Here is a 19,124-nt window from a genome sequence, read left to right as displayed (position 1 = left end):
GCGCGCGATGTGCTGGGCGGGTCAGTCCGACCTCGACGAGGGGAACCACCATGAGCGCGCTGCCCACCACCCCACCGCCCACCGGTCGACGCCAGCGCGTCGCGCCGGTCGTCGCGGCCGTGTTCCTGCTCGGCGCGGTCGCCGCGTGCACGTCGACACCGGGCCCCCTGCTCCCCGGAGCCGGCGGGGCGACGTCCGGGGCGCCGTCGGCGTCCTCGACCGTCCTCGACCCCGAGGACGCGATGCTCGCGTGGGCGCAGTGCATGCGGGACCACGGCGTGGACGTGCCCGACTCGACCGACGGCCACTATCGGCTCGGCGACGCCGAGGGCCTCACGCCCGGGCAGGCCGAGGCCGCGGACGACGCGTGCGAGCCGTGGCAGCGGATGGCGGAGTCTGGTGCCGGGACGACACCGCTGACCGCGGAGCAGAAGCAGTCGTTCCTCGACCACGCCCAGTGCATGCGCGACCGCGGTTGGGACATGCCGGACCCGACGTTCGACGGGGGACGGGTGGAGTCGCAGTTCCGGCGTGGCGCGCAGGGCGCCCCCGCACCGGACGACCCGCAGTTCGAGCAGGACATGCAGGAGTGCCTTGTCGAAGCAGGGGTGGAGACGCCGGATGGCTCGACCGAGGGGCAGGACAGGTGACGATGCTGCGCCGCTCTGCCGGCCTAGCAGTGGCGGTGCTGGTCCCGCTGGGAGCGTGCAGTGCACCCTCGGCGACCGAGGATCCGTCTGCCTCGCCGGCAGCCTGGACGACCCGGTCGGTCGCCCGCGGCGACCTGGTCTCGACGACCACGGTGAGCGGCGAGGTCGACCACGGCATCACGACCGAGGTCGCGACGCCGGTGCCGGGCACCGTGACGTGGCTTGCCCCCGTCGGGTCGACGGTCGGGACCGGGCAGCCCGTGTACGCCGTCGACGCCCGGCCGGTCGTCCGCCTGCCGGGGGCTTCCCCGGCGTGGCGTGACCTCGGTCCGTCCTGCACCGACGGCGTCGACGTCCGCCAGCTCGAGCAGGCGCTCGCCGATCTCGGGCACACCACGGGTCTGGACCTGACCGTCGACGAGGAGTGGACCTCGGTCACGACGGCCGCCGTGAGACGGTGGCAGACGTCCCTGGGGCTCTCGCGGACGGGTACCGTCCCGCTCGGCGGCGTGGTGTTCACGCCGCACGATGTGCGCGTCGACGAGCACCTGGTGGATCTCGGTGCGCTCGTCGAGCCCGGTGCGCCGGTGCTCTCCGTCGGCGCGACGCGGCGGCTCGTCACGGTGGCGCTGAGGACCAGTCAGGCCGCTCTGGCACCGGTCGGCGGGGCCGCGTCCCTCACGCTGCCCGACGGGTCGTCGACGGACGGCACGATCACGTCGACGGCGGTCGTCACTGTCGACGAGCAGCCGCAGCTGCGGGTCACGATCACCCCGGCCGACGTCCTCGTCGACCCCCTGGTGGAGGGCACGCCCGTCGAGGTCGGCCTCGACCAGACCATCGCGACCGACGTGCTGACGGTGCCGGTGACAGCCCTGGTCGCGCTCGCCGACGGCGGCTACGGGGTGCAGAAGCTGCTCGCCGACGGCACCTCGCAGTACGTCACCGTGACGACCGGCGCGTTCGCGGGGACGTCCGTCGAGGTCTCCGGTGACGACGTCGCCGAGGGCGACGAGGTGGTGGTGACGCCGTGAGCGTCCTCGACCTGGAAGGCGTCACCAAGACGTACGGCAGTGGTTCGGCGGCGCTGACGGTGCTGCAGGGCATCGATCTCACGGTCGAGGACGGTGACTACCTGGCGGTCGTCGGCCCGTCGGGCTCGGGCAAGTCGACGCTGCTGCACGTCATGGGCGCGCTCGACCGCCCGACCACCGGTCGGGTGCGGCTGGGGGGCGACGACGTGACCGCGCTGTCGGATGCCGCACTGTCCCGGGTCCGGGCGGCGTGCCTCGGGTTCGTGTTCCAGCAGTTCTTCCTGCTTGACGGCCGGTCGGCGCTGGAGAACGTGGCCGACGGGCTGCTGTACCAGGGCGTCCGGCGGCCCGAGCGGTTGCAGCGCGCGCGGTACGCCCTGGAGCGGGTCGGGCTCGCGGACCGGCAACGGCACACGCCGACGGAGCTGTCCGGAGGGGAGTGCCAGCGCGTCGCAGTGGCGCGGGCGCTCGTGCACGATCCACAGATCCTCCTGGCCGACGAACCCACGGGCAACCTCGACCAGGCGTCCGGCGCGGCGGTCCTCGAGCTGCTCGACTCGTTGCACGCGGACGGCGCGACGATCGTCGTCGTCACGCACGACGAGCGAATCGCCGGTCGGCTCCCGCGGGTCGTCGCGATGCGCGACGGGCGGGTCGAGCACGACGGCGTCCCGGCGGTGCCGGCATGACCGGGACCCGCGTCGACCCACGCCCGCCGGTCTGGGCCGGTCGCACACCGACCGTCCGCCGCATGTCCCTCGTCGACCGGCTCCGGCTGAGCGGCCGGGGCCTCACCGTCCGGCCCGGTCGCACCGCTCTGTCCGCGGTGGGAATCGCGATCGGCATCACCGCTCTGGTGGGCGTGCTCGGGCTCGCCGAGTCGTCACGAGCCGACCTGCGGAGCCAGCTCGACGCGCTCGGCACCAACCTGCTCACGGTCACCCCGGGCCAGGGCTTCGGAGGCGACGAGGGCACGCTGCCCGACGAGTCGGTCGCGATGATCACGCGGATCCCGACCGTCACGGCGGCCTCGGCCGTGCGCGCGGTCGACGCGACCGTGCGCCGGTCCGACAAGGTCCCCGAGACCCGGACGGGCGGGATCTCCGTCCTGGCGGCCGACCTCGACCTGCTCGGCACCGTGGCGGCAAGCGTCCGCGAGGGACGCTGGCTCGACGCGGCGACGCAGCGCTACCCGGCGGTCGTGCTGGGGGACACGGCCGCCCGACGGCTCGGGATCGGGCCGATCGACGCCGGGGTCGACGTCTCGCTCGGAGGCCGCCCGTTCACGGTCCTCGGGATCCTCGGCCCCGTGATCCTGGCCCCCGAGCTCGACGAGGCGGCACTGGTCGGGACAGCCGTCGCGCACACGGTCGTGGACGACGACCTCCCTCCGTCCGCCGTGTACGTCCGCGTCGAGCCCGACCAGGTGGCGGCGACCGGGGAGGCGCTGGGTCGCACCGCCGACCCCGCGGCTCCCGACGAGGTCCGGGTGTCCCGTCCGTCGGACGCGCTCGCGGCCGGCGACGCGGCCGAGCGGTCGTTCACGCTGCTCGCGGTGGGGCTCGGAGCCGTCGCGCTGCTCGTGGGCGGTGTCGGCATCGCCAACGTGATGGTCGTGTCGGTGCTCGAGCGGCGGCGCGAGATCGGGGTCCGACGTGCCCTCGGCGCGTCCCGGAGCTCGATCGCGGGCCAGTTCCTCGTCGAGTCGGTCCTGCTGTCCCTGCTCGGGGGGACCGCCGGTGTGGTGCTCGGTGTGGCGGTGACGTGGGGCTTCGCCGCGAGCCAGGCGTGGGCGGTGATCGTCCCGTGGCTGCCCGTCGCCGCAGGCCTCGTGTGCTCCCTCCTCGTCGGCTCGGTCGTCGGCCTCTACCCGGCGCTTCGCGCAGCGCGGGTGCCGCCGACCGAGGCACTGCGCTCCGTCTGACGGGCCGACGGTAGCGAGGGGGTCAGGACGTCCGTGCAACGGTGTCGGTGCTCAGCCACCTGGGCGAGTGCACCGTTGCACGGGCGCCTGTCGCTCAGCCGAGCTCGCTGGTGCCCGCGTACAGGTGCAGCACGGGGACCTGGAGCTCCTCGCGTGCCCGGGACGCCCAGTCCCGGTGGAACGTGTCCTCGACCGCGTGCGGGTAGGTCACGATCTCGACCTCGAACACGTCACCGTCGGCGACCGCGGTCCGCAGTGCGGGCAGCGGGTCGTCGTCGACGATCGTGCCGGTGGCCACGCGGCCCGCCGCGACGAACGCGGCGATGCTTCCGGCGAGCTGCTCGGCCGCGGTGGCCTTGGCCTCGCGCGGGGAGGGCTCCTTGCCGAGCGCGCGCTGCCACGCCTCCTTGAGCTCGCCGAGGCTGAGGTTGTCGATGATCGTGGAGACGAGGGGTCGGTCCGTGTCCGCCGGGACGAGGATGCGGTACGTGAACGTCTCGCCCTCGTGCAGGGCGAGCAGGTTCTCGACGTCGGCGCTGGCCAGGGTGTCCTCCGTGAGGACGATGATCGTGTCGGTCACGCGCCGAGCCTAACCACCTGCCAGCGGCCCAGCAGCACGCCGTCCGAGTGGAGCAGGTGCGCGAGGGTCAGCTCCCTGGGCGGCGAGAACCAGGCGGGCACGTGCGTGACGCGCCCGGCCGGTCCTCCGACGAGCTGCGGGCTCCACGTCAGGCAGAGCTCGTCCACCAGGTCGGCGTCCACCAGCTGACCCAGGAGCATGGGCCCGCCCTCCGTCAGGACGTGGCGCAGCCCGCGGTCGGCGAGGGCGGCCAGGGCGGTCCGGTGGTCGACCGTGCCGGGCGCACCACCGTCGGCCACGACCACGCGGTCGGGTCCGAGCCGGTCGCGCAGCGCACCGAGCGCCGGCGCCGAGGAGGTGGTGAGCACGAGCGGTGGTCTCTCGGACTCGATCAGCGACGCGGGCAGCTCTCCGCTGGCGGTGACGACGGCCAGCTCGAGGTCGTCGGCCCGCCCGCGCGCGGACCGTGCCGCCCGCAGCTCGGGGGGCACGTCCAGCGGCGTGTAGCACTCCGCTCGTGCGGTGCCGGCACCGATCAGCACGACGTCCGCGAGCGCCCGCAGCACGCGGAACACCCGCAGGTCGGCGGGACCGTTGATCGAGCCGCTCACGCGGTCGGCACCGGTCGCGGCGCCGTCGAGCGCGCTCACCATGTTGGCGCGCACGTGGATGCCGGTCGTCGAGGGTCCGTCGGCGAAGAGCGCCATCAGCTCCGCCTCGTCGGACCGCGGGGCGAGCAGGCGCACCGGGGCGTCGAGGGGGACGAGGACGTCCAGGGCGGGGAGGTCGGCCACGCCGACAACCTAGGCCAGGACGTCAGCCATTGCCGCGACGTCCCCGACGACCACCACCGCGGGGTTGCCGACGCCGCGCTCCCGGGCGCGGTCCGCGATGTCGGCGAGCGTTCCGACGGTCGTGCGCTGCCCGGGCAGGGTGCCGTTCTCGACGATCGCGACCGGGGTGCCCGGGTCCTTGCCGTGCGCGAGGAGCGCGCGGGTGTGCGCCGGCAGCTGCGCCACGCCCATGAGCAGGACGAGCGTGCCCTCCAGGCGCGCCAGCACGCGCCAGTCCGGCGTGGCGTCGTGCGCGGACAGGATGGTGAGCTGGCGCGCCAGGCCACGGTGCGTGACCGGGATCCCCGCGGCCGCGGGCACCGCGAGCGCGCTGGTCACGCCCGGCACCACCTCCACCGGCACGCCCGCCTCGATGCAGGCGAGCACCTCCTCGCCACCGCGACCCAGCAGGAACGGGTCGCCGCCCTTGAGCCGGACGACCTGCTTGCCGGCCTGGGCGCGCTCGACGAGCACGTCGTTGATCTGCGCCTGCGTCAGGGTGTGGGCGTGCGGGGACTTGCCGGCCTCGATCACCTCGACGGCGGGGTCGAGGTCGGCCAGCAGCGCCCGCGGGGCCAGGCGGTCGACCACCACGACGTCGGCCTCCGCGAGCGCTCGCCGGCCGCGCGTGGTGATCAGGCCCGGGTCGCCCGGGCCGCCGCCGACGAGGACCACACTGCCGCGCACCGGCCGTCGACGGCGCAGGGGGAGCGCACCCGTGTCGAGCAGGAGGGCGACCGCGTCCCGCAGCGCCACCGCGCGGCGGGGGTCGCCGCCGGCGCCGACCGCGACGGTCACGTCACCGGACCGCGCGACGGCCGGGCTCCAGGCGCTCGATGCGCCCGCGTCGTCGGCCCGCACGCACCACAGCCGAGCCGCCTCGGCGTCGGCCGCGACGGCGTCGTCGACCCCCCGGTCGCCCGTCGCGGTGTGCACCAGCCACGCACCGTCGAGGTCGCCGCCCGCGTACTCCCGCGCATGCCATGTCAGCCGGTCGGCGGCCGCGTGGTCCGCGAGGTCCTCGCACAGCGCGGGTGCGACCACGACCACGTCGGCGCCGTCCTCGATCAGCCGGGCCGCTCGCCGGGCGGCGACGGGCCCGCCCCCGACGACGACGACGCGCCGGCCGGACACGTCGAGGAGCAGGGCGTGCTGGGGCCGGGTCATATCCCTGCTCCGGCGAACCAGCCGTCGTCCTGCGGGGTGGACGCGAGGCGGTCCAGCAGGGTGGCGCCGATCATCCCGGCGGCGAGCGTGCTGCCGTCCGCCGGGTCGACCAGCAGGAACCCGCCCGTCCGGCGGTGAGTGGCGTACTCGTCGAGGACCACGGGCTCCGCCAGCCGGATCGTGACCCGGCCGATCGCGTTGAGCGTCAGGGCCCGGGGTGGGATGTCCGAGGAGGTGTCGGTGGCGTCGACCGCGTGCAGGGTGTCCACGCCGTCCCAGGCCTCGACCGTCAGCGAGTCCACGTCGAGCCGGGCACCGACCTCACGCAGCAGCGCCCGCACCGTGCGGGTTCCCACGCGGACCAGCACGCGCGCTCCCAGCACGCTGCGCCTGTCGGCGAGCCAGCACACCGTGCCCACCAGGTCCGTGCCGACGGCCACGGTGGCCGCGCTCGGGACGAGCACGTCCCCGCGCGCCACGTCGAGATCGTCGGCCAGCCGCAGCGTGACGGACCGCGGGGCGGCCGCCTGCGGCAACGGGCCGTCGAAGGTGTCGATCCCCACGACCGTGCTCCTCTTGCCCGAGGGCAGCACGGTGACCTCGTCGCCCACCGACACGACGCCGGACGCGATGCGTCCCGCGTAGCCCCGGTAGTCGGGGTGCTCGGCCGTGCGCGGGCGGATGACCACCTGCACGGGGAACCGGAACGGCTCGGACAGGGCGTCGCGGCCCACCGGCACGGACTCGAGGTGCTCGAGCAGCGTCGGTCCGTCGTACCAGGGGGTGCGCTCGGAGCGGGTCACCACGTTGTCGCCGGCGAGGGCCGACAACGGGACGGCGGTGACGCCCGCGATGCCGACACCGGCCGCGTACGCGGTGAACTCGTCGGCGATGCTCCGGAACGTGGCCTCGTCGAAGCCGACCAGGTCCATCTTGTTCACGGCCAGCACCACGTGCGGGACGCGCAGGAGCGCGGTGATCGTCGCGTGCCGACGGGTCTGCTCGAGCACCCCCTTGCGGGCGTCGACCAGCACGATCGCGAGCTCGGCGGTGGAGGCACCCGTCACCATGTTGCGGGTGTACTGCACGTGGCCCGGGGTGTCCGCCAGCACGAACGCGCGGGTCGCCGTGGAGAAGTACCGGTAGGCGACGTCGATCGTGATGCCCTGCTCGCGCTCGGCACGCAACCCGTCGGTGAGCAGCGCGAGGTCGACGTCACCGCCGCCGCGCGCCGCCGTCGCCGCCTCGACGGCGCTGAGCTGGTCGGCCAGCACGGACTTCGTGTCGTAGAGCAGCCGGCCGATCAGCGTGCTCTTGCCGTCGTCGACGGACCCGGCTGTGGCCAGGCGCAGGAGGTCCCGCGTCGCGTGCTCGCTCACCGTGGAGGTCTCCTCGATCGTTGCCGGGTCGGCGGTCGTCACCGTGCTCATCAGAAGTACCCCTCGCGCTTGCGGTCCTCCATCGCGGCCTCCGACGCGCGGTCGTCGGCGCGTGTGGCGCCGCGCTCGGTCAGGCGGCTGGCGCCGACCTCGGCGATGACCTCGGGGACGGTCGACGCGGTCGACTCGACGGCGCCCGTGCAGCTCATGTCGCCGACGGTCCGGTACCGGACGGTGCGCACCTGGAGCGCCTCGTCGGCCCGTGGACCGCCCCAGCCGCCCGGCGCCAGCCACATGCCGTCGCGCAGGAACACCTCGCGCCGGTGGGAGTAGTAGATCGCCGGCAGCTCGATCCGCTCGCGCTCGATGTACCGCCAGACGTCCAGCTCGGTCCAGTTGGACAGCGGGAAGACCCGCACGTGCTCGCCGACCCTGTGCCGACCGTTGTAGAGATCCCACAGCTCGGGTCGCTGGCGGCGGGGGTCCCACTGGCCGAACTCGTCGCGCAGCGAGAAGACCCGCTCCTTGGCGCGCGCCTTCTCCTCGTCGCGACGGCCGCCGCCGAACACCGCGTCGAACCGGTGCGCGGTGATCGCGTCGAGCAGGGGGACGGTCTGCAGCGGGTTGCGGGAGCCGTCCGTGCGCTCCGCGACGCGGCCGTCGTCGATGGCGTCCTGGACGCTGGCCACCACGAGCCGCAGGCCGTGCTCGGCCACGACGCGGTCGCGGTACTCGATGACCTCGGGGAAGTTGTGCCCGGTGTCGACGTGCATGAGCGAGAACGGCACGGGGGCCGGCCAGAACGCCTTGCGTGCCAGGTGGAGCATGACGATCGAGTCCTTGCCGCCGCTGAACAGCAGGACCGGGCGCTCGAACTCGCCCGCCACCTCGCGCATCACGTGGATGCCCTCGGACTCCAGGGCGTCGAGCTGGGTGAGGGTCGTGACGGTGCTCATGTGTGCAACCCGCATTCGGTCTTGGAGGTGCCGGACCAGCGGCCCGCGCGTGGGTCCTCGCCGGGCGCGACGGCTCGCGTGCAGGGGGCGCAGCCGATGGAGGCGTACCCCGCCTGGCGCAACGGGTTGAGCACCACGTGGTGCTCCGCGACGTAGGAGTCCACGTCGGCCTGCGTCCACGCGGCCAGGGGGTTGAGCTTGACCTTGCCCCGTCGGGCGTCCCAGCCGACGACGGTGATGTCCGTGCGGGTCGGGGCGTCCTCGCGGCGCATCCCGCTGATCCAGGCGGTGTACGGCGCCAGCCCGCGTTCCAGCGGCTCGACCTTGCGCAGCGCGCAGCAGAGGTTCGGGTCGCGGTCGTGCAGCCGGGCACCGTGCACCGCGTCCTGCTCGGCGACCGTGTGCAGCGGCAGGACCGTGCGCAGGGAGATGCTCGTGAAGTCGGCGTAGTAGTCGCGAGTACCGAGCGTCTCGGCGAAGTGGTAGCCGGTGTCGAGGAAGATGACGTCGATGCCGGGCACGGTCGCCGCAGCGAGGTGCACGAGCACCTCGTCGCCCATCGAGGAGGCGAGGACGAGGTCGGACTCGAACATCCCCGCCGCCCACCGCAGGACGTCCGCGGGGTGCGCGCCCTCCAGGTCGCGGCCCGCCTGCTCGGCCAGCCCTCGCAGGTCGGTGGTGATCATGACCGCGCCACCAGCCCGACGAACCGCAGACCGAAGGCCCGGGTGCACGAGCGGCACTCCCACTCGCCGTGCTTCTCGCCGGCGGGCCACAGGTCCTCGCTCGCGCAGAACGGGCAGTAGTAGGGGACCGCTCGCTCGGAGCTGCTCGCGCTCATCGCAGGTCCTCCTCGTCCGCCCGCTGGGTCCACTGCGCGAACAGCTCGCCCTCGAGGCGCTGCTCGTCGAACCTGCGCGTCACGCGCTCGATGTAGTCGGGGAGCTCCTCGGCGGGCACCCGCAGACCGCGCAGCGTCTTGCCGAGCCCGCTGGTCAGGCCGAGCCCGCCGCCGAGGTGCACCTGGTAGCCGTCCTCGCCGCCAGCCAGCGCGCCCTTGAGGCCGATGTCGGCGGTCTGGATCCGGGCGCACGAGTTGGGGCAGCCGTTGAGGTTGATGGTGATGGGCTGGTCGAAGGTGGGCAGGCGGTCCTCCAGCTCACCGATCAGGTGCGTGGCGCGCGCCTTGGTCTCGACGATGGCGAGCTTGCAGAACTCGATCCCGGTGCAGGCCATGGTGCCGCGCCGGAACGTGGAGGCCGTCCGCACGGGCAGCCCCGCCGCCTCGAGCCCGTCGACCAGGGCGTCGACCCGGTCGGGCGGCACGTCCAGGACGACGAGCTTCTGCTCGACGGTCAGGCGCAGCCGACCGGAACCGGCGGCCTCGACCAGGTCGGCGACCTGCCCGAGCAGCTCACCGGAGATGCGGCCGACGGTGGGCGCGACGCCGACGTAGAAGCGCCCGTCCTTCTGCGGGTGCACGCCCACGTGGTCGCGCCGACCGGTCGGCGGCGGGGGCGGCGCAGGCCCGTCGGCCATCGTCCAGCCCAGGTACTCGCCCTCCAGCACCTGCCGGAACAGCTCGGCCCCCCAGTCCGCGACCAGGAACTTCAGTCGGGCCCGCGTGCGCAGCCGGCGGTAGCCGTAGTCGCGGAAGATGCCGACGACGCCGGTCCACACCTCCGGCACCTGGTCGAGCGTGACGAACGCGCCCAGCCGGACGCCGAGCTTCGGGTTGGTGGACAACGCACCGCCGACCCACACGTCGAAGCCGGGTCCCAGCTCGGGGTGCACGACGCCGACGAAGGCCACGTCGTTGATCTCGTGCGCGACGTCGTGGTGCGGCGAGCCGCTGATCGCCGTCTTGAACTTGCGGGGCAGGTTGGAGAACGCCGGGTCGCCGATGTACCGCTCCGCGATCTCGCGGATCGCCGGGGTGCCGTCGATGATCTCGTCGGCCGCGACCCCGGCGACGGGGGAGCCGAGGATGACGCGCGGCGTGTCGCCGCAGGCCTCCTGCGTGCTCAGCCCGGTGGCCTCGAGGCGGCGCCAGATCTCCGGCACGTCCTCGATGCGGATCCAGTGCAGCTGGATGTTCTGCCGGTCCGTGATGTCCGCGGTCCCGCGTCCGAACTCGACGGACACCTGGGAGATGACCCGCAGCTGCTCGAGGCTGAGCGCACCGCCGTCGCAGCGGACCCGCAGCATGAAGAACTCGTCGTCGAGCTCGTGCGGCTCGAGCGTCGCCGTCCTGCCGCCGTCGATGCCCGGCTTGCGCTGCGTGTAGAGCCCCCACCAGCGCATCCGCCCGCGCAGGTCCTCAGGCGCGATCGACGCGAAGCCGTCCCGGGAGTACACCGTCTCGATCCGGTGGCGGACGTTCAGGCCGTCGTCGTCCTGCTTGAACTTCTCGTTCCCGTTGAGGGGCTCACGCTGGTCGAAGGCCCACTGGCCCTCGGCACGAGCTGCGGGCGGGGCGATCCTGGTCTGCGCCATCGGGCGCACCTCCGGAGAACATGGACGTGCGCCTGCACCCACCGCTCCGTGGGGGAACGGTTCTCCGGGACGCAGACCGCGCGCCCGAGGGGGACGTGGGGCGGGTCAGTTGCTCCGCGGACAGCAGCACACGCACAGGTCCGCGGCGACGGTGCGCGCGCAGGAGCACGCACACAGCGACGAGAGGCGGAACCCGGGGGCGATCACCCGACGAGGTTGTCACGCGGCACGGTCGCGCGGGAGAGGGCGTCCGGCACGTGAGATCGGGCGGTCGACATGTGGGACGACCGTCCAGCACGCCGTGCGGGGCACCCCGTCGCCCACGCGGCGACGTAGGCTGCTCGATCGTGACATCCGGTGGTGCCCCCAGCCTGACCCGGCGTCGGCCGGTCGTGCCACCGGACCGCCTCCTGGCCGAGCTCGTCCCGCCGCGCCACTTCGCCGCCGAGTCGTTCGCGACCTACCGGCCAGATCCCGCGCACCCGTCCCAGCAGGCCGCCGTCACGAGGCTGTCCTCCGTCGCGGAGCAGGTCCGGCGCAGGTCGCAGAAGACGCCGTTCTGGAAGCGCGGCCGGACGGCGGCTCCGGCGGTCTACCTCGACGGTGGGTTCGGGGTCGGCAAGACCCACCTGCTCGCATCGCTCGCCCACGCCGTCGGCGTCGGCGTCGACCAGGCGGCCTACGGGACCTTCGTCGAGTACACCAACCTGGTCGGAGCCCTCGGGTTCCTGCCGACCGTCGAGGCCCTGGCCCGACGCCGCCTGGTGTGCATCGACGAGTTCGAGCTGGACGACCCCGGGGACACCGTTCTGATGTCCCGCCTGCTGCGGGAGCTGGCCGACCGGGGTGTCGCGCTCGCGGCGACGTCGAACACGCTGCCGGGGTCGCTGGGCGAGGGCCGGTTCGCGGCCGACGACTTCCTGCGCGAGATCCAGGCGCTCGCGTCGCGGTTCGAGGTCGTGCGGGTGGACGGGGAGGACTACCGGCACCGCTCGGTCCGCACGGACGTCCAGGGGCTGCGTGACGACGAGGTCCGTGCCGCTGCCGCAGACCGCCCCGATGCGACGCTCGACGACTTCACGGACCTGCTCGCCCACCTGGCCACCGTGCACCCCAGCCGCTACGGCGCGCTGCTCGACGGCGTCGGCCTGGTGGCGCTGACCGGCGTCCAGGCCGTCCCGACGCAGGACGTCGCGCTGCGGCTCGTCGTGCTCGTCGACCGGCTCTACGACCGCGACGTGCCGGTGCTGCTCGGCGGCACGCAGGCGAAGGACCTGTTCCCGGCCGACATGCTCGCCGGCGGGTACCGCAAGAAGTACTACCGCGCGCTGTCCCGCCTCGGCTCGCTCGCCGCGGACGGCGCCGCCCTGGTCGGCTGACCGACCCGCGGCCGACCGTTCGTCGGCCGGCGCCCGGGCGGGGATCGCCGGTCAGGCCAGGACCACGACCGACCTGGGGGAGGCCGTCACGAGCGCGCCGCCGGGGGTCTGCTCGACCACCGCGGGGTCCCAGGCCGCCACGACCTCGACCGGCCGCTGCGTCTGCACCGGGACGGCGGCGGGCTGGTCCGACAGGTTGACCACCACCCGGGCGCCCCCGCGGTGCAGCACGAGCCAGCCGTCCCAGGGCCCGTCGCCCTGGCCCGACCCGCCCCACACGAGGTCCGTGGTGGACCGGTCCCCGGAGGCGAGGTCCGGGACGGCTCGGCGCAGGGCGATCAGGGACCGGTACCACTCCCGCAGGCGGGCGTGCTCCGGGTGGGCGGGGTCGTCCAGCTCGGTGCGGTCCAGGACGCTCGCGCGGAACGTCTCGGGGGACTGCGGGTCGGGCACCTCGATCTCGCCGCCGTAGACCGCGTCCCACCCGTGCCCGCCGAACTCGCGGCGCCGACCGTCACGGACGGCAGCGGCGAGCTCGGGATCCGGGTGGTCGGTGAAGTACTGCCACGGCGTGCGGGCGCCCCACTCCTCGCCCATGAACAGCATCGGGGTGAAGGGTGACAGCAGGACCAGCGCCGCCTCGGCGGCCAACCCGCCCGGGTCGAGCCGCGCGGACGGGCGGTCCCCGAGCGCACGGTTGCCCACCTGGTCGTGCGTGGAGGCCGCGGCGACGAACCGGTGCCCGTCCGTCTCCGGGGGCACCGGGCGGCCCCAGTCCCGCCCCCGGAACGTCGAGTAGCCGCCGTCGTGCACGAACACCCGGGTGAGCGCCTTGCGGAGCACCTCGGGCGAGCCGAAGTCGCCGTAGTAGCCGTGCCGCTCGCCCGTGACCAGCGTGTGCACGGCATGGTGCACGTCGTCGTCCCACTGGGCGGTCATGCCCCAACCACCCTCGGCCGTCGGCGTCACCGACACGGGGTCGTTGAGGTCGGACTCCGCCACGAGGGACAGCGGCCGCCCCAGGGTGTCGGCGAGCGCGGCCACCTCGTCCGAGAGCTGGGCCAGCACGTGCCGGTCGGAGAAGTCGATGAGGGCGTGCACGGCGTCCAGGCGCAGCGCGTCGACGTGGAAGTCGCGGAACCAGCGCAGCGCGCTGTCGCACACCCAGCGGCGGACCTCGTGGGAGCCCTCGCCGTCGAGGTTGATCGCGGTACCCCACGGCGTCTCGTGCGCGTCCGTGAAGTAGGGCCCGAACTCGCCGAGGTAGTTGCCGGACGGTCCCATGTGGTTGTGCACCACGTCGAGGCAGACCCCGAGCCCCCGGGCGTGCGCCGCGTCGACGAACGCCTGCAGCCCGGCCGGTCCGCCGTAGGGCTCGTGCACCCCGAACGTGGAGACGCCGTCGTACCCCCAGCCGTGCACGCCGCTGAACGGCGCCACCGGCATGAGCTCGACCAGGTCGACGCCCAGCGACACCAGCTCGTCGAGGTGCTCGACGGCGGACGCGAGCGTGCCACCGGGGGTGAACGTCCCCACGTGCAGCTCGTAGACCACGTGCCCGCGCACGTCGACGCCCGACCAGCCGTCGTCGGTCCAGGCGAACGTGCCGGGATCGTAGACGCGGCTCGCCCCGTGCACGCCGTCGGGCTGCCACGCGCTGCGCGGGTCCGGACGCGGCGGACCCCCGTCCACCGAGTACGCGTAGTCCGTGCCGTGCGGCAGGTCGGTGTCGCCGACCCACCACTCGCCGTCGGCGGTCAACGGGACGCGGACGTCCCCGAGCACGAGGTCGACACGCGTGGCCGAGGGGGCCCAGACGCGGGGGATCATGAGGTCGGTCAGCCTTCCGAACGGACGAGCAGGGCCACGGGAAGTCGGTCGAGCAGGGGAGCCACGTCCACGACGCCGCCGGCGACGGGTCGGTCCGTGAGCACGTCGTGCCACTGCCCGTCGGGCAGTGCGACCGTGTGGTCGGCCCAGCCGCCCAGCCGGTCGACCGCTGCCGCCAGCCGGGTCGCGACGACGACCACCTGGGGCACGCCGGCCACCGTGCGGGCGTAGGTCAGCGAGTGGCCCGACGAGTGCGCCAGCGGCAGGAAGCCGCTGTCCGGGCCGACGAAGGCCTCCGGGACCGACCGGCGCAGACGCAGCGCACGGGACGTGACGAGGAGCTTCTCGTCGGCCAGGTCGCGCGGCCCGGCGCCGTCGTCGAGCCGGGCAAGGCGGGCCACCAGCGGGTCGAGCGGGACCGGGCGCCGGTTGTCCGGGTCGACCAGCACCGGGTTGGGGACCTCCGAGCCCTGGTAGACGTCGGGGATGCCCGGCAGGGTGAGCTGGACCAGCTTGGTGCCCAGGGTGGCGGCGCGGACCGCGTCCCGGGTCCGGACCTCCCAGCCGCCGAGCAGCTCGGCCACGGTCGGGTCGACGAGCGCCTGGCGTGCGGCGTCGAGCACCGCGCGCTCGTACGGCTCGTCCGGTGCCGTCCAGGTGGTGCGGCTCTTCGCCTCCCGGATCGCCTTGGTCAGGTACTCGACCAGGCGGTCCTCGGCGATCGGGCCCTCCTCGGTCCAGGTGCCGGCCAGCGTCTGCCAGAGCAGGTACTCCGTCCGGCCGTCGAGAAGCGCGCTGCGGTACGGGGCGGAGGCGGCGCGCAGCGCGTCGACCAGCGCCGACCACTCGCGCGGCAGCTCGCTCAGGACGCCGAGACGAGCCCGGGTGTCCTCGCCCCGCTTGGTGTCGTGCGTGGACAGCGTCGTCATGCCCAGCGGTGCGGACATCTGCATCTCGGCCGCCCAGGCGGACAGGTCCGTGGGTGTCAGGGCGAACTGCTCGGGCGACCCGCCGACCTCGCAGAGACCGGTCAGGTGGGTCCAGCGGTAGAACGCCGTGTCCTCGACGCCCTTGGCCATCACGGCGCCGCACGTCTGCTGGAACCGCACGACCAGCTCGTCGCGACGTGCACCGCGGGTGCGTCCCGCGCTGCCCACCTCGCGTCCGAGCAGGAGGTCGACGACGACGTCCATCGTCTCGCTGCGCTCCTCGGACAGCCGAGCCCGGGCGTGCGAGGCGGCCGTGAGCATGACCTCGAGGGACTCGGGGTGCACCGGCTCGCCCGGCACGACGTAGGCGCGGTAACGGTCGAACGCCACGAGCAGCTCGATCAGGCAGTCCTCGAGCGCCCGCCACGTGTGGTCACGCAGGCGCAGGTCCTCGCGGCAGATGTCGGCCGCGAGCGAGGTCAGTCGGTGCACCTCGGCGTACAGCGGGCCGTCGACGATCTCGCGCTTGGCCTGCTCGGCCATGCCCGCGAACGCGTCGGACGTGTCGCCGGTGAGCCGGTGCATGACGGCGCCGAGGACGGCCGCGCCACCGGGGTCGATGAACGTCTCCTGGATCCGCCACAGCGCCTCGTAGCCCGTGCTGCCGGCGGTCTCCCAGTCGGGAGGGAGCGTCTCGGCGCCCTCGAGGATCTTCTCGACGACCACCCAGGCGCCACCGCTCGCCTCGCGCAGCCGCGCGAGGTACCCGGCGGGGTCGGCGAGGCCGTCGGGGTGGTCGATGCGCAGGCCGTCGATGGTGCCGTCGGCCAGCAGCGACAGCACCAGCGCGTGGGTCGCGTCGAACACCGCGGGGTCCTCCACCCGGAGCGCGACCAGGGTGCCCACGTCGAAGAACCGCCGGTAGTTCAGCTCCTCGTCCGCAACGCGCCAGTACGCCAGCCGGTAGTGCTGGCGGTCCACCAGCTCCGCCAGGGGCAGCGCCTCCGTGCCCGGACGGACCGGGAAGACGTGGTCGTAGTAGCGCAGCACGGTCCGCGTGCCGTCGCCGGGGATCTCGACCTCGTCCAGGGTCAGCTCGTCGCGACCCAGCACGGCGCCGATGCGGTCGCCGAGCACCGGCATGAGCACCGCGCCGTCGCCCGCGGACCAGTCCACGTCGAACCAGTCCGCGTAGGGCGACTCCGAGCCCTCGGCGAGCACCGACCACAGCGCCCGGTTGTGCCACACGGGCGTCGGGACGGCCATGTGGTTGGGCACGATGTCCAGCACGAGGCCCATGCCCGCGTCGTGTGCGGCCGTCGCCAGGCGCCGCAGCGCCGGGAGCCCGCCCAGCTCCGGTGCGATCTCGTCGTGGTCGACGACGTCGTAGCCGTGGGTGGACCCCGGAGCGGCCCGCAGGATCGGCGACAGGTACACGTGCGTCACCCCGAGCGACGCGAGGTACGGCACGCGCGCGGCGGCGTCGTCGAGGGTCAGGTCGGTGCCGAGCTGCAACCGGTACGTCGAGACCGGGACGGGCATCCCCGCCGTCGGCAGCCGGCGGGTGGGGGTCGGGCGCTGATCGCTCATGCGCTCGGGCGCGGCTTGGTGGTGCGGCGCTTGGGGATCAGGTCGGCCCCTCCCGGAGACTGGGAGAACCGCTTGGCCTGCTTGGTGGCCTCGCGGGCCGCGTCGGCGACCGCGCCCATCCCGGACGACGTCGGCGACGGCGTCAGCGGAGGCCGCGTGAAGACGATGATCGACTTCTCCTCCAGCGTCAGCGCGGCACCCGCCTCGACGGTGCTGCCCGACTCGATCTGCGTGTCGGTGTCCACGACCGCGGTCCAGACGTCCCCGTAGCTGGCGTCGGGCAGCGTGAAGGTCGCCCTGTCGGGCTGGCCGTTGAACAGGATGAGGAAGCTGTCGTCGACGATCTCCTGGCCGCGCAGGTCGGGCTCCGCGATGGCGTCGCCGTTGAGGAAGACCTGCACCGCGCGCGCCTGGTCGGCGCCCCACGCCTCGTCGCGCATGTGCTGGCCGTCGGGGGAGAGCCAGGCGATGTCGAGCAGGTCGGACTCGCCGCCGTGCTCGGGCGCGCCGGCGAAGAAGCGCCGGCGACGGAACACCGGGTGGTCCTGGCGCAGCCGGACCAGGCGACGGGTGAACTCGAGGAGGTCGGTCTTGTCCTCGTCGAGGTCCCAGTCGATCCAGGCGATCGGGCCGTCCTGGCAGTAGACGTTGTTGTTGCCCTCCTGGGTCCGGCCCAGCTCGTCACCGTGGGCGATCATCGGGACACCCTGCGAGAGCAGCAGGGTGGTCAGGAAGTTGCGCCGCTGGCGCGCACGCAGCGCGTTGATCGTCGGGTCGTCCGTCGGCCCCTCGGCCCCGCAGTTCCACGACCGGTTGTGGCTCTCTCCGTCGTTGTTTCCCTCGCCGTTGGCCTCGTTGTGCTTCTCGTTGTAGGAGACGAGGTCGTTGAGCGTGAAGCCGTCGTGCGCGGTGACGAAGTTGACGCTCGCGATGGGCCGGCGGCCCGTGTGCGCGTACAGGTCCGAGGATCCCGTCAGCCGGCTGGCGAACTCGCCGAGGGTGGAGGGCTCACCGCGCCAGAAGTCGCGCACCGTGTCGCGGTACTTGCCGTTCCACTCCGACCACAGCGGGGGGAACCCGCCCACCTGGTAGCCGCCGTCGCCGACGTCCCAGGGCTCGGCGATCAGCTTGACCTGTGAGACGACCGGGTCCTGGTGCACCAGGTCGAAGAACGCCGACAGACGGTCGACCTCGTGGAACTGGCGGGCCAGGGTGGCCGCGAGGTCGAACCGGAAGCCGTCGACGTGCATCTCGGTGACCCAGTACCGCAGCGAGTCCATGATCAGCTGCAGCACGTGCGGGGAACGCATGAGCAGCGAGTTGCCGGTGCCCGTGGTGTCGAAGTAGTGCGCCTGGTCCTCGTCGACGAGCCGGTAGTAGTTGGCGTTGTCGATGCCGCGGAAGCTCAGCGTCGGGCCCAGGTGGTTGCCCTCGGCGGTGTGGTTGTACACCACGTCGAGGATGACCTCGATGTCCGCCTGGTGCAGCGCCTTGACCATGGCCTTGAACTCCTGCACCTGCTGGCCCGACGTCGCGAACGCCGAGAAGCCGTTGTGCGGCGCGAAGAACCCGATGGTGTTGTAGCCCCAGTAGTTGGACAGGCCCTTCTCCACCAGGGACGGGTCGTTCACGAACTGGTGCACCGGCATGAGCTCGACGGCGGTGACCCCGAGCGACGTGAGGTGCTCGATCACGGCCGGGTGCGCCAGGCCGGAGTACGTCCCGCGCAGCTCCTCCGGCACGGCCGGGTGCTGCATGGTCAGGCCGCGCACGTGCGCCTCGTAGATGACCGACTCGTGGTACTCGTGCTGCGGCGGGCGGTCGTGGCCCCAGTCGAAGTACGGGTTGATGACGACGGCCGTCATGGTGTGCGGCGCGGAGTCGTCGTCGTTGCGCTCCTCCGGGGAGTCGAACCGGTAGGAGTGCAGGGACTCGTCGCCGTCGATCTGCCCGTCGATCGCCTTGGCGTACGGGTCCAGCAGCAGCTTGTTCGGGTTGCACCGCTGGCCCTGCGCGGGATCGTACGGGCCGTGCACCCGGTAGCCGTAGCGCTGCCCCGGGGAGATCGCGGGCAGGTACCCGTGCCAGACGAAGGCGTCCACCTCCGGCAGGTCGACGCGGGTCTCCGTTCCGTCCTCATCGATCAGGCACAGCTCGACTCGATCAGCCACCTCGGAGAACAGGGCGAAGTTCGTCCCGGTCCCGTCGTAGGTGGCGCCCAGGGGGTAGGGGCGTCCCGGCCACATCAGCATGCGCCCAGGGTGCCAGGCAGTCGTGGATCCGGCGCGGCCAGTGGGCAGGTCAGAAGGGTTGCCTTCGCCACACCGAGACCGTTGCGCCCGCGCCTCGGACCTGCTGCGCTGGACCCCAGGACGGG

At 73.4% G+C, this 19,124-nt stretch carries 16 protein-coding genes; 5 read left to right on the top strand and 11 right to left on the bottom strand.

The window, feature by feature from the left end:
• Positions 1-50: 50 nt before the first annotated feature.
• The 4 genes from KG102_RS09975 to KG102_RS09960 all read left to right on the top strand — a co-directional run bounded on the left by KG102_RS09975 (position 51) and on the right by KG102_RS09960 (position 3,608).
• Complete coding sequence (locus KG102_RS09975) at positions 51-650, top strand: hypothetical protein (RefSeq protein WP_208289089.1); 600 nt, start codon at positions 51-53, stop codon at positions 648-650.
• A gap of 152 nt (positions 651-802) precedes the next feature.
• Entirely contained in the window at positions 803-1,684 is an 882-nt protein-coding gene (locus KG102_RS09970) for a peptidoglycan-binding protein (RefSeq protein WP_208289090.1), read from the top strand.
• Positions 1,681-2,373, top strand: coding sequence for an ABC transporter ATP-binding protein (locus KG102_RS09965; RefSeq protein ID WP_208214366.1), 693 nt, complete (start codon positions 1,681-1,683; stop codon positions 2,371-2,373). The genes KG102_RS09970 and KG102_RS09965 overlap by 4 nt, the downstream gene beginning before the upstream one ends.
• Positions 2,374-2,435: 62 nt before the next feature.
• Complete coding sequence (locus tag KG102_RS09960) at positions 2,436-3,608, top strand: ABC transporter permease (protein ID WP_208214365.1); 1,173 nt, start codon at positions 2,436-2,438, stop codon at positions 3,606-3,608.
• 94 nt (positions 3,609-3,702) lie between these two features.
• On the opposite strand, the gene KG102_RS09955 is transcribed toward KG102_RS09960, so the two are convergent.
• The 8 genes from KG102_RS09955 to KG102_RS09920 are packed head-to-tail and all read right to left on the bottom strand — an operon-like array spanning position 3,703 to position 11,019.
• Positions 3,703-4,188, bottom strand: a complete 486-nt coding sequence (locus KG102_RS09955; RefSeq protein WP_208214364.1) for a hypothetical protein — start codon at positions 4,186-4,188, stop codon at positions 3,703-3,705.
• The gene (locus KG102_RS09950) at positions 4,185-4,982 is read right to left on the bottom strand and encodes a dihydrofolate reductase family protein (protein WP_249667273.1); all 798 of its coding nucleotides are present in this window, start codon (positions 4,980-4,982) and stop codon (positions 4,185-4,187) included. The genes KG102_RS09955 and KG102_RS09950 overlap by 4 nt, the downstream gene beginning before the upstream one ends.
• A gap of 9 nt (positions 4,983-4,991) precedes the next feature.
• The gene (gene cobA, locus KG102_RS09945) at positions 4,992-6,188 is read right to left on the bottom strand and encodes a uroporphyrinogen-III C-methyltransferase (protein WP_208289091.1); all 1,197 of its coding nucleotides are present in this window, start codon (positions 6,186-6,188) and stop codon (positions 4,992-4,994) included.
• Positions 6,185-7,618 (bottom strand): sulfate adenylyltransferase subunit 1, encoded by a 1,434-nt coding sequence (locus KG102_RS09940; RefSeq protein ID WP_208289092.1) that lies wholly within the window; start codon positions 7,616-7,618, stop codon positions 6,185-6,187. The genes cobA and KG102_RS09940 overlap by 4 nt, the downstream gene beginning before the upstream one ends.
• Positions 7,618-8,523, bottom strand: coding sequence for a sulfate adenylyltransferase subunit CysD (gene cysD / locus KG102_RS09935; RefSeq protein ID WP_243884233.1), 906 nt, complete (start codon positions 8,521-8,523; stop codon positions 7,618-7,620). The genes KG102_RS09940 and cysD overlap by 1 nt, the downstream gene beginning before the upstream one ends.
• Positions 8,520-9,209, bottom strand: coding sequence for a phosphoadenylyl-sulfate reductase (locus tag KG102_RS09930; RefSeq protein WP_208289094.1), 690 nt, complete (start codon positions 9,207-9,209; stop codon positions 8,520-8,522). The genes cysD and KG102_RS09930 overlap by 4 nt, the downstream gene beginning before the upstream one ends.
• Positions 9,206-9,364, bottom strand: a complete 159-nt coding sequence (locus tag KG102_RS09925) for a hypothetical protein (RefSeq protein WP_208214359.1) — start codon at positions 9,362-9,364, stop codon at positions 9,206-9,208. The genes KG102_RS09930 and KG102_RS09925 overlap by 4 nt, the downstream gene beginning before the upstream one ends.
• Positions 9,361-11,019 (bottom strand): nitrite/sulfite reductase, encoded by a 1,659-nt coding sequence (locus KG102_RS09920; RefSeq protein WP_208289095.1) that lies wholly within the window; start codon positions 11,017-11,019, stop codon positions 9,361-9,363. The genes KG102_RS09925 and KG102_RS09920 overlap by 4 nt, the downstream gene beginning before the upstream one ends.
• A 347-nt stretch (positions 11,020-11,366) precedes the next feature.
• Between KG102_RS09920 and zapE the strand changes: the two genes are divergently transcribed.
• Entirely contained in the window at positions 11,367-12,398 is a 1,032-nt protein-coding gene (zapE, locus tag KG102_RS09915; RefSeq protein WP_249667272.1) for a cell division protein ZapE, read from the top strand.
• Positions 12,399-12,449: 51 nt separating this feature from the next.
• On the opposite strand, the gene treZ is transcribed toward zapE, so the two are convergent.
• Genes treZ through glgX form a run of 3 tightly spaced genes read right to left on the bottom strand, consistent with a single transcriptional unit; the run spans position 12,450 to position 18,999 of the window.
• Positions 12,450-14,228, bottom strand: a complete 1,779-nt coding sequence (gene treZ, locus KG102_RS09910; protein WP_208289097.1) for a malto-oligosyltrehalose trehalohydrolase — start codon at positions 14,226-14,228, stop codon at positions 12,450-12,452.
• A gap of 8 nt (positions 14,229-14,236) precedes the next feature.
• Positions 14,237-16,747 carry a malto-oligosyltrehalose synthase gene (gene treY / locus KG102_RS09905; protein WP_208289098.1) on the bottom strand — a complete coding sequence of 837 codons (2,511 nt, stop codon included), beginning with the start codon at positions 16,745-16,747 and terminating at the stop codon, positions 14,237-14,239.
• The gene (gene glgX / locus KG102_RS09900; RefSeq protein WP_208214354.1) at positions 16,744-18,999 is read right to left on the bottom strand and encodes a glycogen debranching protein GlgX; all 2,256 of its coding nucleotides are present in this window, start codon (positions 18,997-18,999) and stop codon (positions 16,744-16,746) included. The genes treY and glgX overlap by 4 nt, the downstream gene beginning before the upstream one ends.
• Between the last annotated feature and the right edge of the window lie 125 nt (positions 19,000-19,124).

Source organism: Cellulomonas fengjieae (assembly GCF_018388465.1).
Classification (GTDB): Bacteria; Actinomycetota; Actinomycetes; order Actinomycetales; family Cellulomonadaceae; genus Cellulomonas; species Cellulomonas fengjieae.
Note: the sequence above shows the minus strand (reverse complement) of the source record. Positions and strands in the feature narration are given on the sequence as shown.